This is a genomic window from Paenibacillus tritici, from assembly GCF_018207515.1.
Lineage (GTDB): Bacteria > Bacillota > Bacilli > Paenibacillales > Paenibacillaceae > Paenibacillus_AQ > Paenibacillus_AQ tritici.
This window is the reverse complement of sequence record NZ_CP073365.1, coordinates 4,925,789-4,941,305: the sequence shown is the minus strand read 5'-3', so window position 1 is coordinate 4,941,305 and position 15,517 is coordinate 4,925,789. Positions and strand designations below refer to the sequence as shown.

At 55.2% G+C, this 15,517-nt stretch carries 11 protein-coding genes; 10 read left to right on the top strand and 1 reads right to left on the bottom strand.

Annotation, left to right across the window (positions count from 1 at the left end; all coding sequences use genetic code 11):
• Nucleotides 1-120: 120 nt before the first annotated feature.
• Entirely contained in the window at nt 121-1,164 is a 1,044-nt protein-coding gene (locus KDC22_RS21450) for a serine hydrolase domain-containing protein (protein ID WP_211720258.1), read from the bottom strand.
• A gap of 330 nt (nt 1,165-1,494) precedes the next feature.
• On the opposite strand from KDC22_RS21450, the gene KDC22_RS21445 reads away from it, so the two are divergent.
• From KDC22_RS21445 to KDC22_RS21400, 10 genes are all read left to right on the top strand, one after another.
• Nucleotides 1,495-2,445, top strand: coding sequence for a DUF1177 domain-containing protein (locus KDC22_RS21445; protein WP_211720257.1), 951 nt, complete (start codon nt 1,495-1,497; stop codon nt 2,443-2,445).
• Between the two features lie 108 nt (nt 2,446-2,553).
• Nucleotides 2,554-3,222, top strand: a complete 669-nt coding sequence (locus KDC22_RS21440) for an AroM family protein (RefSeq protein WP_173129399.1) — start codon at nt 2,554-2,556, stop codon at nt 3,220-3,222.
• Nucleotides 3,223-3,239: 17 nt separating this feature from the next.
• Entirely contained in the window at nt 3,240-4,184 is a 945-nt protein-coding gene (locus KDC22_RS21435) for an aminopeptidase (protein WP_211720256.1), read from the top strand.
• 50 nt (nt 4,185-4,234) lie between these two features.
• Nucleotides 4,235-4,888, top strand: coding sequence for an aspartate/glutamate racemase family protein (locus KDC22_RS21430; protein WP_211720255.1), 654 nt, complete (start codon nt 4,235-4,237; stop codon nt 4,886-4,888).
• A gap of 819 nt (nt 4,889-5,707) precedes the next feature.
• Entirely contained in the window at nt 5,708-6,940 is a 1,233-nt protein-coding gene (locus KDC22_RS21425) for an IS110 family RNA-guided transposase (RefSeq protein WP_211720254.1), read from the top strand.
• Nucleotides 6,941-8,619: 1,679 nt separating this feature from the next.
• Entirely contained in the window at nt 8,620-10,146 is a 1,527-nt protein-coding gene (locus KDC22_RS21420; RefSeq protein ID WP_173129386.1) for a PucR family transcriptional regulator, read from the top strand.
• 254 nt (nt 10,147-10,400) lie between these two features.
• On the top strand, nt 10,401-11,411 hold the full coding sequence (locus KDC22_RS21415; RefSeq protein WP_173129383.1) for an ABC transporter permease: 1,011 nt from the start codon (nt 10,401-10,403) through the stop codon (nt 11,409-11,411).
• A gap of 30 nt (nt 11,412-11,441) precedes the next feature.
• Nucleotides 11,442-12,338, top strand: a complete 897-nt coding sequence (locus KDC22_RS21410) for an ABC transporter permease (RefSeq protein WP_173129380.1) — start codon at nt 11,442-11,444, stop codon at nt 12,336-12,338.
• A 144-nt stretch (nt 12,339-12,482) separates the two neighbouring features.
• Complete coding sequence (locus KDC22_RS21405) at nt 12,483-14,084, top strand: ABC transporter substrate-binding protein (protein WP_211720253.1); 1,602 nt, start codon at nt 12,483-12,485, stop codon at nt 14,082-14,084.
• An 84-nt stretch (nt 14,085-14,168) separates the two neighbouring features.
• A complete protein-coding gene (locus KDC22_RS21400; protein WP_173129374.1) occupies nt 14,169-15,452 on the top strand; it encodes a M20 family metallopeptidase in 1,284 nt (427 codons plus the stop codon).
• The last annotated feature ends 65 nt before the right edge of the window (nt 15,453-15,517 follow it).

The following is a 15,517-nucleotide window of genomic DNA, read 5'->3' as shown; positions in this document are numbered from 1 at the left end:
AGTAAAATTAAGTGACGTTTATCCATTTATTGTAGGGGGTGCGGTCCATAGGCTGGAAGGAAGTGTACAAATTCCACTTATTTCATAATCCTGTGTGCTGCTCCGTGCGGACACACCTTTTTACAGCGGCAGAATTTCCTCCACGGCCAGCATCATCCGGTAGACATCTCCACTATGGTTGCTGAGAGCCGTGAAGGTTACACCGTTTGCCGGATAGACTGCGGAACGGAAGCTGATGCCTGGATCGTAGCCCATGACATGGTATTTTAACACCTCATTATTACTCATCGAGATCCAGACTCCATAGCCATAGCGGGTGTCCTCATCCACATGAATGTGCGGTGTGAGCAGCAGGGCAGTCGTCTCGGGCTGCAGCAGCTTGTGCGAGAGCAGGCCTGTCCACAACTTTTGCATGTCCGCTGCTGTGACAAAAGCACCGCCATCGCCGCCGCCCACAACCGGAAGAGAGTAAATGTTACTGATATTTTGACCGTTACCGTTGTCTATATAACCGAGAGCGGTATTGGCGGGAAGTGCATCAAAGGCGAAATAACCGGAATCCTGCATTCCGCAAGGCCGGAAAATATGCTGCTCCACATAATCCGTGAACTTCATCCCGCTGAGCGTTTCTATGAGCAGACTAAGCATAATGTAACCCGCATTGTTGTAGTGGAACCGCTCGCCGGGACTGAATTTCATCGGCAGTGCCGCGAACATGGGCAGGAAATTAACGGGCCGCCTCAGTGTATACATCGGAGTATCGTTCCAGAGTGCAGCGAAATCCTCCATCGTCTCCTCGTCAAAATAATCCGGAATTCCCGAGCTATGCGTCAGCAGCTCATGTACCGTGATCTCCGGGTTAAACAAAGGAAACTCCAGTTCATGCAAGATCTCCAGTACTTTGCTGTAAAAAGAAAGCTTGCCCTGCTCTGCCAGCTGGCAGACGGCTATCGCTGTGAATAGCTTGCTCCCCGAAGCAATCCCGAAGCGGGTATTCACCCGGTTGCCCCGTTCCTCCGCCATATTGGCCTGGCCGTAAGCCGCTGCTGCGAGGGTCTGTTCCTTGTGCGAGACCTGCACCACCCCCGAGAACCCGGAGCGCCGGGCTTCTTCAGCGATGATCTCATCGAGCTGTTCTGGTTGTACTTTCTGTTCCCGCTTCATGTACTTACCTCTTTTCTGACATTCTGATGGTGTAGCCTTTCTTAATAATCTCTTACTATTCGCCGATTTGGGGACAATTCCCTTTATTTTACTAGCTGAAACGGTACCTGTCTTTCCAAGTATGGCATAGGCGTTTCCATTTGGTTGCGGTGTACTAAGGCTGACGTCGGGCATCCGTAGGAAGAGTGTCCTCGGACGTAAGGTTTATCTGCAAAGGACAAGAAATGCTGTCTACGTTTGGCAGGGCGGTACATTGTGGACATTTTGTGGTTTGAGATAGTATAAATGCAAACATCACAAACATGAGCATGCAACCGGGGAGGAATCAGAATGGCACTTCATCAAACGATTACAGTCTTGAACGCACTGGACAGCGCTTATGTTAACGGTAAGCAGGTCAAGCAGTTATTCGCAGAATATCCTGCGGTTAAGGTTGAGGTTCAGAAGGTGGAAGGTGACAAGGGCAGCACAGAATTCGTCAAAATCACGATCCCGGGCAGCGCCGGCAAGCTTGGCGGCGGTTCAGCACCAACATTCGGCATTGTCGGCAGACTTGGCGGCATCGGAGCGCGTCCCAACCGGATCGGAATTGTCTCTGATGCAGACGGCGCGGTAGCGGCTATCGCATCGGCGCTGAAGCTGGCGGACATGCAGGCCAAAGGGGATGTATTGCAGGGCGATGTACTGGTGACCACCCATATTTGCCCGGATGCCCCGACTCTGCCGCATGAGCCGGTGGACTTCATGGATTCCCCTGTGGATATTCTGCAGATGAATGAACATGAGGTGCTGCCGGAGATGGAAGCAATTCTGTCTATTGATACGACCAAAGGCAACCGCGTGGTGAATCACAAGGGGATTGCCATCTCGCCTACCGTCAAGGAAGGTTACATTCTGCGGGTCAGCGAAGATTTGCTGCGGATCAAGGAGATGACGACCGGACAGTATCCGGTTACTTTTCCAGTGACTACTCAGGATATTACGCCTTACGGCAACGGCCTGTATCATATTAATTCGATTCTTCAGCCTGCGGTGGCTACCTCAGCTCCGGTAGTAGGCTTGGCGATCACTGCCCAGTCTATGGTACCCGGCTGCGGCACCGGCGCCAGCCATGAGGTGGATATTGCCCAGGCGGTGCGTTTCGCCATCGAGACTGCCAAGGAAGTCACTCAAGGAAGCTGCTCCTTCTATAACGAGGAGGAATTCGCACAGATTACCGAGCTGTACGGTTCAATGAAAGTGCTGCAGACGCTGGGTAAACCGGCGGTAGCCTCTCACTAACTTTTGGCTAACAGGATAACGGATTCACAGGCAGGCGCTGAGCTTCAATCAGCGCCTGCTCTACGATTACATTCTCAGCGGATACCAATAGCGTGCGGAGGGAAGCGGATGAAGAATATCGGGTTGATCACGATTGGACAAGCGCCGAGGAATGATGTTGCGCCGATTATTGAGAAGTATCTGGAAGGCAAGGCCGGGCTGATACAGTCCGGGGTACTGGACGGATTCACGGCTGCCCAGGTCAGTGAATACTACAGTCCCGGCCCGGGGGAGTATGTGCTGACAACCCGTATGGCAGACGGAACGGCTGCGGTGATCTCCCGGGAGCGGATACAATCCGTGCTGCAAGGGAAGGTTGATGCCATGGAAGCCGCAGGCATTCGGACGATTTTGCTGGCTTGCACCGGTGTTTTTCCGGGGCTGCGTACGTCTGTTGCCCATCTGATTGAACCGGACCGGATCATTCCTCCGGTTGTGCAGGCAATGCTGGACGGGCGCCGCCTGGGACTGATCGGTCCGCTGCCGGAGCAGGAGGACAGTATGATTGAGAAATTCGCTGGTGCCGGAATGCGGCTGCCGTTCGCAGCGGCTTCACCGTACACCGGCACAGAAGCGGATTTCCGCGCTGCTGCTGAACGTCTGCGGGACCATGCGGATGTGATAGTGCTTGACTGTATGGGTTATGTGGAGCAGCATAGACAGTGGGCGGCCTCCGCAGGAGTGCCTGCCGTGCTGTCCAATGCCTTGATGGGCAAGCTGGTAGCAGAAATGGTATAATCCGGGAGGAAATGAAGATGAGTGAGCAAAGAATACGGATCAGCATGAATGTTCTTAAGGATTGTCTGGGGCTAGGCAGCGGTGAGCTGCTGGCTGTAGTGGCCGACGATGATAAGCGGGATCTGGCCGAATCCGTCTATGAAGCAGGCAAGCGGCTAGGGGCGGAATCCATGCTGCTGATTATGCAGCCGCGGAGCAAGTCCGGGGAGGAGCCGCCGGCTCCGGTTGCCGAAGCTATAGCCAAAGCGGATGTGGCCGTATGTATTACGACACATTCGATGACACATACGGCGGCGCGCAAGCAGGCGGCCGCAGCGGGAACCCGGGTGGCGACCATGCCGGGGATGACGGATGATATGTTCAGCCACGGCGCTATCACGGCCGATTACGCGCAGGTGAAGACTCTGACCGAGCAGGTCGCTGCGCTGCTGTCTGCGGGAAGCCGGGTGCGGGTGGAGAAGGATGGACTATCCTTAAGCTTCTCCATTGACGGCCGGGACGGTGTGCTTAGCACCGGCTTGTATCTGAATCCGGGAGAGTCGGGCAACCTGCCGTCAGGGGAGGCGTATATTGCGCCGCTGGAAGGCACAGCCACCGGACAGATTAAGGTGGACGGCTCGATTGCAGGCATTGGCGCACTGGATAGTCCGATGATCCTGACGGTGGAGCAGGGACGCCTGAGGAGCGCCGAAGGGGAGAATGGCGGCAAGCTGCTGGCTATGCTTGGAGACGGTGACGGCAGACTGCTGGGCGAATTCGGCATCGGGACCAACAACAAGGCCAGAATTACAGGTGTGGTGCTGGAGGATGAGAAGGTCTATGGGACCATCCATGTGGCTTTTGGCAGCAATAATACGTTCGGCGGGGTAGTAGCGGCTGGCGTTCACATTGATGCCGTGGTCATGAAGCCGGATGTCTATATTGATGATAAGCTGATTATGCGTGCCGGGGAATTGCTCTAAGCGGGGGTTTGTTGGACGTTCACACTATAGCTGAGCAGGAGGAGATGGGAATGCTTGGAATCATACGTGTAATTACGCTGCAGGAGGACTCCGCGATCCGGCTGCACGGGGAACTCATTGAGCGCCGGTACGGTCTGCCGGTGATCAGCCGCTGCATTCCGGATCAGCCCCGGGGTGTGTTCAATGAGGAGACGGAAGCGGAGTCCATTCCGAAGATCATCAGTCTGGCCCGGGAGCTGGAGCAGCAGGGGTGTACTGCAATCGGCATCAGCTGTGCCGCTGATCCGGCGCTGGCGGAGGCGAGGGCGGCGGTGGGGGTTCCTGTTCTGGGGGCGGGCTCCTGCGCAGCCCTGATGGCCCTGGCCTACAGCAGCAGGATCGGTGTGCTGACCATTCTGGAAGAGGTGCCGCCACTGATCCGCAGCATTCTCGGCGGGGCTTATCTGGGCATGGACCGTCCTGACGGCGTTACAACTACGCTGGATCTGGGTACGCCTGCCGGACGGGCCGGCGCTCTGGCCGGAGCTGCCCGGCTGGTGGAACGCGGTGCCGAAGCGCTTGTCCTGGCCTGCACCGGCTTCGCTACGATTGGACTGGCAGCAGAGTTGGAAGAACGGCTGGGCATCCGTGCGTTCGATCCCATACTCTGTCTTGGTGCGGCTGCTGCTGCGTCCGCCTCGGCCTCACCCCCAAGAGCTGTGTAGCGGAAGGCGTGTCCATTTATCCGGGCCCCCGTCCCTTGTGGCCCGGTATCTTTAAGCTCTTGTTATACACTTTCCGAATTTACATTTCTCAATTGGAATTTTAGGCAGTCTGCTTAATCGCAGACACACTCTTTCGAAGCGTTCGTCCTGGCTCAGACCTGGGGGACGCTTTTTTTGAATGGTTAGGGAATTCTAGGCTCCTTATTTACTCATGCGGCCTTCGGATCATTTAAAGAGCACTTCTCCCCACTATGCCCCCTTATCCACATCAGACGGATAGAAGAATATATGTGAAAAACTAAATACAATATGCGGGTACGAGTACGCGGAGCCAAATGTATGTGAAAACAAACATGTCTTTCAAGGCACAACTCCAGCATGAAAATGAGCAGCGCGCCTAAAAACAGAACGTCGTCTGTGCATCTATTTAACAAATTTTAACGGAAAGCGGAACACAATTAGATCGGGTGGGTAGCCGTAAGCCAAATGCAATCGAAAAACCGAACACAATTGGACCGGGAGCGCCACGTAAGCCGAATGTAATCGAAAAACAGGCATGACAAGACAGAGGCCTTGTCACCCCCAGGAATGAAAATAAGTGGGTGGCATCCGTCGCATCCATTCTAAAAGATGCTGTAGTCGTCAACACTACATATACAAATCAAAGGGCGGACGCGGTTACTGGGATACACCCCGTGCGAAAAACCGTTCTATTGCGCTTTTCGAGCATCGCCTATTGTAACCCCCCAAAAAGTACGTGTATTAAATTACACTCACTCGAGCGCATGATTTGTAAGTTGACGATGGAGGATGGTTGGAATGGATGCTGTACGTATGTGTTGCGCGGGTCTAGACGTGCACCAGGAAACCGTTGTGGCCTGCGTGTTGAAAGGACCGATCGAACAGAAACCACAATCTCACCTGAAAACCTTTGGGACGACAACCAAAGAATTGCTAGGCCTACAAGATTGGCTGAATGAACACGGCTGCCTTGAAGTGGTGATGGAGAGTACCGGCGTGTTTTGGAAACCGGTATGGAACATCTTAGAGGGCAGTTGTGATCTTGTCTTGGCCAACGCCCAGCGGGTAAAGAATATGCCGGGTCGAAAAAGTGACATGCAAGATGCGCGCTGGTTAGCGCAATTGCACCGTTGCGGGCTCATTGAAGGCAGTATGGTGCCAGAACAGGACATCCGGGATTTGCGAGATTTGACCCGTTACCGGAGTAAGATGGTGCAGGCGGTGACGGCGGAGAAAAACCGCATTCACAAAATCCTGCAGGATGCCAACATCAAGCTAACCACCTTTATGTCCGATCTATATGGGGTTTCGGGACGGGGCCTGCTCCAGAAGATCATGGACGGCGAGGTCGTAGACGAAGTGACCGTTAAAAACCTGGTCAAAACCCGTTTAAAAAAGAAAGTTCCGCAGTTGCTAGACGCGCTCAATGGCAAGTTGCGCCGTCATCATCGGGAGATGATTCGAGACCATTGGGACCACTTGGTCTATTTGGAGAAACGGATCACTGAGCTGGAAGCTCGAATCGAGGCGAAGGCAGAACCCTACCTGGAGATGATCGAACAAATTGACTCCATTCCAGGAATTGAGCGGACGTCTGCCGTGACCATCTTTGCAGAAGTGGGGCCGCATGTCGCGGAAATGTTCCCGAGCGATGCGCAGTTTGCTTCATGGGCGGGGGTGTGTCCAGGGAACAACGAAAGCGCTGGAAAGCGAAAAAAGTCAAAAACGATGCAAGGGAACAAGCATTTGAAAGGGGCCTTGTGCCAGGCGGCTTGGGCGAACTCTCACTCATCGAACCGGATCGGCCAATTCTTTCGACGAATACGTAAGAGACGAGGAGATAAAAAAGCAAACGTCGCCACCGCACATTTGTTGATTCGAATCCTCCATGCCCTGATGCGGGAGAAAAGGTTATACCAAGAAATAGACGTCTCACTAGGCGATGAGACGTCCAAGAAAAACCCGTTGGATCGGTACGTGCAATATATCCAGCAGTTAGGGTATAGCGTGCAATTAAATCCTATCCAATAGTCTCCCCTTTTTCAAAAAAAACGAAACGTTATTTTGGGGCGGTGGGTCTTTTTTTGTCAAAATCCAGTCTGCGGCGCATTTTCCGATACTTTTATTTTCGTATTAAACCGAACACAATTGGACCGGGAGCGCCACGTAGGCCGAATGTAATCGAAAAACCGAACACAATTAGACTGTGAGCGCCACCGTAGGCCGAATGTAATCGGAAAACCGAACACAATTGGATTGGGAGCGCCACGTAAGCCGAATGTAATCGAAAAACCGAACACAATTGGACTGGGTGTGCCACGTAGGCCGTGTGTTTATCGCAGGTTGTGCCAGAAGTGTTTTCACAGAAAACCGAATACAATGTACTGGTGCGTGGTGCTAGCTATACAAGTTGTCTGGCACCACAGATGTTCTTACAGTACCCACCCGCAGGGCGACGTTGTTCATGGTTGCTAATTTACATAAGACACACTTAAGGTTGTACTTGATGCTGAGTAGTTACTGCTGCACTGAACATTTGGATTTCAGGCTGCTGATCCGAACGAGCCGAACGCGGCTGACCGCCCAGAATCAGAGGGATAAATCCCTCCGAACGCGCCGAACGCAGCCCACCGCCCGGAACCAAAGGGATAAATCCCTCCGAACGCGCCGAATACGGCCCACCGCCCGGAATCAGAGGGATAAATCCCTCCGAATGTGCCGAATACGGCCCACCGCCCGGAATCAGAGGGATAAATCCCTCTGAACGCGCCGAACACGGCCCACCGTCCGGAAGCAGAGGGATAAATCCCTCTGAACGGGCCGAACGCAGCCCACCGCCCGAAATCAGAGGGATAAATCCCTCCGAACGCGCCGAACGCGGCTCGCCGCCCGGAATCAGAGGGATAAATCCCTCTGAACGGCCGAACGCGGCCCACCGCCCAGAATCAGAGGGATAAATCCCTCTGAACGAGCCAATTGTGGCCCACCGCCCGGAATCAAAGGGATAAATCCCTCCGAATGTGCCGAATACGGCCCACCGCCCGGAATCAGAGGGATAAATCCCTCCGAATGTGCCGATCACGCCCCACCGCCCGGAATCAGAGGGATAAATCCCTCTGAACGTGCCGATCACGGCCCACCGCCCAGAATCAAAGGGATAAATCCCTCTGAACCTCCACAGCCAATTGTGGCTCACCACCCGAAATCAGAGGGATAAATCCCTCTGAACGAGCCAATTGTGGCCCACCGCCCGGAATCAAAGGGATAAATCCCTCCGAATGTGCCGAATACGGCCCACCGCCCGGAATCAGAGGGATAAATCCCTCCGAATGTGCCGAATACGGCCCACCGCCCGGAATCAGAGGGATAAATCCCTCCGAATGTGCCGAATACGGCCCACCGCCCGGAATCAGAGGGATAAATCCCTCCGAATGTGCCGATCACGGCTCACCGCCCGGAATCAAAGGGATAAATCCCTCTGAACGGGCCGAACGCGGCCCACTCACCTCACCAGGCTCGTACAAGCTGACCAATCGCACCCCCAGCCGCGCGCAAATCCGATATTATACGCAGTTGGATATATATTTCCTGTGGCGGAGCGGGCATCTCTGATAAAATATCTGGAATGCGAATGTAAGCTGGCGGCATGGCTTAGGGCATATTTCAGGAAAAATCATGAAATACTGAAGACAGCAGAGGGAGGCGGAAGGTTGAATACACGAGGAATAACGCTACGGGAGCTGATGGAGCTCTCTGTTCTGGGAAAAGCGAAGGTCATTAGCGGCGAGCAGGGACTGGACAGGGTGGTCCGGTTCGTGGACATTATGGAGGTTCCTGATCTGAAAGGCTGGATCAGCGAGGGGGTCATGCTGCTGACTACAGCGTATTCGATCCGGCATGATCCTTCGCTGCTGACTGAGCTGATCTACACGCTCGACAATCTGGGTGCGGCGGCGCTGGCGATCAAGCCTGCCCGCTTCCTGAAGGAGATCCCCCAAGGAGCGATCGAGGCCAGCAATGCCTGCGGTCTCCCGATTGTGGAGATTCCGCCCGAGATTCCATATACGGATATCACCCAGCCGGTCATGGAGCTGCTGCTTGGACGGCAGGCGATGCTGCTGCGCCGTGCGGAGGAGGTCTACCGCACACTGACGACAATGGTCCTGGAGAATAGCGGAATCCAGGCGGTCAGCGACAGTGTGGCGGATTTCCTCAAAGCCCCGGTTGCACTCGTCGATACGGACCGGAAGATCATTGTGTCCTCACCGGCCGATTACGACTGGTCGCAGAGCAGTACTCCGCTGAACTGGAATATCCATGTGGACCGCCGGACGGTTGCCCGGCTGCTGGTGGACAAAGAGCAGCTGGATGATATGGAGGAAGTGGGCATCGAACAGGCCCGGCTCGTCTTTGCCCTGGAGCTGATGCGGCGGAAGGTTGCCGAGGATACCGAATTCAGGCTGCGCGGCAACTTCATCGACGAACTGCTGACCCCGCCGCTGCCGTCGAGGCATGAGGTGCAGCGCCGGGCACGACAGCTGGGGATGAATCCTGAGCATAAGTGGGAGGTTGCCGTTATTGAAGGCGAGACGGCGCCGAGTGAGGAGACGGTGAACCGGCTGCTGGAGCGCGAAGCGAAGAAGCGCGGAGTCACCCCGCACGTAGAGTACCGTTCGAGCAGGGCAGTGTTGTTCCTGCCTACGCAGGAGGGGCGCAAATTCACGCCGGGCGGTGATGCGGAGGAACGGTGGGAGAAGACGCTGGCAGGCTGGCTGCAGGATAAGACCGAAGGATTGAGCGGCTACCGGTGCGGCATCGGGACCTCCGAGTACCTGTGGGATATCCATACCAGCTATAACGAAGCGCGCAAAGCGCTGTCGATCTCCCGGAGGCTCGGCCAGGGTCCGGGCGGGATCACCCGTTATGAAGAGATGGAGGTCTACCACCTGCTGGAGGGGCTGGGCGGTCCGGGGTTCGAGCGTCTGTTCGAGCGGAAGCTGGGCAAGCTGCTGCAATATGACCAGGAGCATGACAGCAATATGCTGCTGACCTTCTACCATTACCTGGAGTGCAGGGGGAGCCTGATTGAGACCGCGAACAGCCTGTACATCCACCGCAACTCAGTTAAATACCGGCTGGAGCGGATTCGGGATATTACCGGCTTCGATCTGAATGATCCGCGCGAGCAATTCGTCTGCCATTTGTGCCTGATTTACTACTACCTACAGGAAAAATAGACCAGATTGGAAGATTCGCGGAACAACGTGTCAGTAAATGTGACATTAATAGTGGTTGATAGTGCACAACCGACAAACGGTTGTGCCTTTTTTTAGCTGAACGGGACGTAGAGGGGTTGTGAAATTCTATGTAGAATTAGCTCAACACTTTAATAAGACACAGTAACAGGCTGTACCTGACATGAGCGCGGAATTTCGTCCACAAAGCGGATTCACAGCATGGTTGGCACAGAAGTCGTAAGGGGGTTGATTCATTGTTCGCTTATACACTAAAAAGACTTGTGCAGATGATTCCAGCCTTGCTCGGCATTATCGTCATCACCTTCATTCTGTCGAGAGTACTGCCGGGTGATCCTGCGATTATGCTGGCCGGAGAGCAGGCGCCGGAGGAGATTGTGAACAAGATCCGCCAGGACATGGGGCTGGACAAGCCGCTGTATATCCAGTTCTTCGCGTATATCGGCCAATTGCTGCAAGGCGATATCGGTTATGCCTATCACACCGGGCATTCGGTGGCCAGCGATCTGGCCTCGCGCTTCCCGGCTACGATTGAGCTGACGCTGGCCAGCATTCTGATTGCGGTTCTGGTAGCCATTCCGGTGGGGATTGTCGCCGCTACCCGCAAGGAATCGCTGCTCGACCACATCTCACGCGTATTCTCCCTGATAGGCGCGTGTGTGCCGATCTTCTGGCTCGGGTTAATGTTCATTTATGTTTTCTATTCCATTCTGGGCTGGGCACCGGCGCCGATGGGACGGATCAGCGGCGACCTCAACCCGCCGGTGCATATCACCGGACTGTATGTGCTGGACAGTCTGCTGTCCGGTGACATCGCCGCACTGCGGAGCAGCCTTGCGCATCTGCTGCTTCCGGCCATCTGCCTCAGTACCGGCACGATGGCGATCATCGCCCGGATGACCCGCTCCAGTATGCTGGAGGTGGTCGATCAGGACTTCGTCCGCACCGCCCGGGCCAAGGGGCTGCGGGAATCAGCCGTCATTTACAAGCACGCGCTTGTCAATGCGCTGATTCCAACCCTGACCGTGCTCGGCTTGCAATTCGGGTTCCTGATGGGCGGCGCAGTCATTACGGAGACCATCTTCTCCTGGCCGGGGATCGGCGGCTATGTGACCGACTCCATACTGGCGGCGGATTATGCGCCAATCCAGGCGTTCACCCTGGTCAGTGCCGTGCTCTACTGCGGAATCAACCTGGCTGTAGACCTGATCTACGGCTTCATTGATCCGAGAATCCGTTATGAATAGAACAGCTTGTGTGAGAGGAGGAGATTGCTTGTGAGCACTGCAGCACATTCAGCACAGGGCAGCCCGGGCAGACCGGCCCCGGCCAAGCCCCGGACATTATTATCCCTGCTGCTGCACAACCGCCTGGCGGCCATAGGGTTAACCTTTATCCTGATCTGGACGGTGGTAGCCGTCTTCGCCCCCTGGCTGGCTCCGCATGATCCGTTCGTCACGGATATGGCTAACAAGCTGCAGGCACCTTCCGGCAGCCACTGGTTCGGCACCGACAACTTTGGCCGCGACATTCTCAGCCGGGTGCTGTACGGCGCACGGATCAGCATCTGGACCGGTCTGATCGCCGTCTCGATCTCCTTTCTGATCGGGATGCCGCTGGGCGGAATAGCCGCTTATTACGGGGGCCGTACCGGAACCATCATCATGCGGTTCATGGACGTACTGCTGTCCTTCCCGTCCCTGGTCTTGTCGATGGCGATTGCCGCCTCGATTGGAGCCGGTCTCAGCAGCGCGATGATTGCCGTCGGTATTGTCGGCATCCCCGAATTTGCCCGGCTGATGTTCGGGCAGACCGTCTCGCTCCGGGAGAAGGAGTATATTGAAGCAAGCCGGGCCATCGGTGTGAAGAATTCGGTGATTCTCTACCGTCATATTTTGCCCAATGCACTGGCTCCGCTTATGGTGCAGGCTACACTCGGGATGGGCTTCGCCATCCTGACCGCTTCCAGTCTCAGCTTCCTCGGGCTTGGAGTTAGACCCCCGATTGCCGAATGGGGCGCGATGATCTCCGAAGGCCGGGAATACATCATTTCCGGGCAATGGTGGCTGGTTACTTTTCCAGGACTCGGTATTGCCACTTCCATCTTAGGCTTCAATCTGCTCGGAGACGGTTTCCGGGATGTGCTTGATCCGCGGTTGCGTTCGGGCAAATAATGCGGAGCAGGGGACAACCCCGATTGCTCTGCTTAGCCCCCGATAAATATAGATCATGGCTCGCAGGAGCATCAGCGGCAGATGATCACAAGCAGCACCAGCGTTGTTATGCAGGCAGGATATAGAAAAGGGAGGAATTACCCGATGAAAAAAGTTAAACTGTTATCCACACTCGTCGCTTTTTCGATCATGCTTGCCGGATGCGCCAGCAGCGCCAATCCGCAGACCCCTGCTGCCACTCCGGCAGGAACAGGGAACACAGGGACGGCTGCTCCGGTCCAGAAGAATCTGACCGTGGCTTACTCCGAGGGCGGCACCACGCTCGACCCGGCAGAAGCCAACGATCTGACCTCCGATACGCTCGTGCTTGCCGCTTATGATCAGCTGGTCACCTACGGCATCAAGACCGAGAACGGCGCAAGCATCGCCAATACCGAAGACATCAAGCCCATGCTGGCGGAGAGCTGGGAAGTGAATGCTGACAACACGGTGTATACCTTCAAGCTGAAGTCCGGCGTGAGCTTCCAGAGCGGCAATCCGGTGGATGCCGAGGCGGTGGCGTACTCTTTTGACCGCGTGGCGAAATCAAGCTCCGGCAGCTTCCTCTACGGAATGGCCTCGATCAAGAACGTTACGGTAAAAGACGCCTCGACGGTAGAAGTTACGCTGACCAATGCCAATCATAATTTCCTGCAGATTCTGGCAATGTACACCTTCTCCATCGTTGACAAGAAGGCTGTAGAAGCACAGGGGGCTGACTACCTCAAGACGAATGCCGCCGGCTCCGGCCCGTTCAAGCTTGAGAAGTGGGACCCCGCAACAGAAGCGGTCTTCACCGCGAATCAGAGCTACTGGCAGGGTGCGCCAAGCCTGGGCAAGGTAACCCTGAAGTTCACGAAGGAAGCCTCTAACCGCGTGCTGCTGCTGGGCAAAGGCGATGTCGATATGGCGATTGAGATTCCTCCGAAGGATGTAGCCTCACTGGAGAGCAATTCTGCACTGACCGTCGCTTCCAATGCGAGCAACCGGATTCTCTTCTTCGCCATGAACAACAAGGTGAAGCCGTTTGACAATGTAAAAGTCCGTCAGGCGATCAACTATGCCATCCCTTACGATGAGCTGCTGAGCGGTGTGATGTACGGCCAGGCCAAGCAGATGAAGAGCGCGGTAGCCAGCAACACGCCAGGCTTCAGCGATGCAGGTTTTGTGTACGAGCATAATCTTGACAAAGCCAAGGAGCTGCTGAAGGAAGCGGGTTATGAGAAAGGCTTCACCTTCGACTTCACCCTCGGTTCCGGGTTCGACGACTGGGAAGATGATGCCGTGCTGATTCAGGCCGAGCTGGCCAAAATCGGTGTAACCATGAAGATCAACAAGCTGGCCCGCGCCCAGTTCCTGGAGCAGCAGAAGACCAACAATCTGACCTCTTATATCTCCAAATGGACTTCATTCGTCAATGATCCCGGCTACCATCTCGGCTTCCTGCTGTACGGCAAAGGTTCCTCCAACTACATCAACTACCAGAATGCTGAAGTAGACAAGCTGTGGGACCAGGCGAATCTGGAGACCGATGCAGCGAAGCGGAGTGAACTCTACAAGCAGGCTCAGGAGATTATCACAACGGAAGCGCCTTGGGCGTACCTGTACGAATACAACCGCATTGTAGGCATGAGCAATACAATCAGCGGCTATGCCTTCTACCCGGATGAAGTGATCCGCTTCTATCCATTGTCCATTCAAGAATAATCTGTTTGCTCTATAACCAATACAGAGGAGCCCCGTGCCTGGTCTGAACGGCCAGTGCCGGGGCTGCAAAGGAGAACTCACACGATGACTGACTGGAGAAGCAAAGTGCTGGAGGCCATAGATGCCGGGCAGGAGGAGCTGCTGGAGCTGTGTTCGCAGCTTATCCGTTTCCCTTCGGAGAATCCGCCGGGCGATTCGCGGGAGATCAGCGCTTTTATCATTAATTATCTGAATGAAGCAGGGATCGGCACTTCGATCTATCCGGCCACCGAAACGATGTTCAATCTGGTGTCTACCCTGGGTGCAGGGGCCGAGGACCGGACCGGCAAAAAGCTGATCTACTGCGGACATACAGATGTCGTTCCTGCCGGAGACCGGTCGCGCTGGGACTTTGATCCGTTCAGCGGCGATATTGTAGACGGCTATCTGCTGGGGAGAGGCGCCTCAGATATGAAGGCGGGCCTGGCCGGATTAATCTACGTAACCGCTCTGTTAGCGAAGCTTGGCGTTCCGCTCAAAGGCGACTTGTCCCTCCTGATCGTGCCCGATGAAGAGACGGGCGGTCATCTGGGTGTGCCCTGGGTGCTGGAACGCGGCCTGATCACCGGAACCGCGGCGGTGATCGCCGAGCCTTCCGGCCCGCTGAACCCGACCATCGGGCAGAAGGGGAGCTGCTGGTTTGAATTCACCGTGGAAGGTACGCCGGGTCACGGCAGTCTGTCGCCGGTGGTCGGAGACAGCGCCATAGTCAAGGCGGCCAAAGGCATTGAAGCCTTGCAGCGGTTATGGGATATTAAAGTGGATATTCCCAAGGAAGTCCAGGACATTATCCGCATCTCACAGGATTATGTGAAGGGAAGCGAAGAAGAAGATTCACTCGCTTATCAGGTGTTCGACCATGTGACGGTCAATATCGGAACCATCCAGGGCGGAACCAAGGTGAATGTGGTGGCTGACCGCTGTACGATTCAGGTCGATTCCCGTGTCCCGTTCGGGGTAGATTACCGCGATGTGCTGGACCGTGCCCGCTCCCTGCTGCTGGAGGCAGGCATTGAGTCGGAAGTGAAGGGCTTCGGCTTCCAGGGGAATGCCAACTGGACCTCCAATGAGGAGCCGGTGGTCAAGGATCTGGTGGAGAGTATCTGCGAAGTAAGCGGGGAAGAGGCCTACGGCGTGCTGCAATGGGCATCCAGCGATGCGCGCCATTTCCGGACGCATAACATTCCGGTGCTGCAATACGGCCCGGCCGAGCTGTCTACGATTCATAATTTCAATGAGAAAGCGCCCGTCTGGCAGATTATCCAATGTGCGAAGGTATATGCTTTGACGGCCCTTAAATATCTGGGCGTGGAAGATAGAGAGAGCTGATTTTTATTTTGGGGCCCCCGCAAAGCACTTGAGTAATCATCGAAGCTAAAGCATCACTTTGCGGG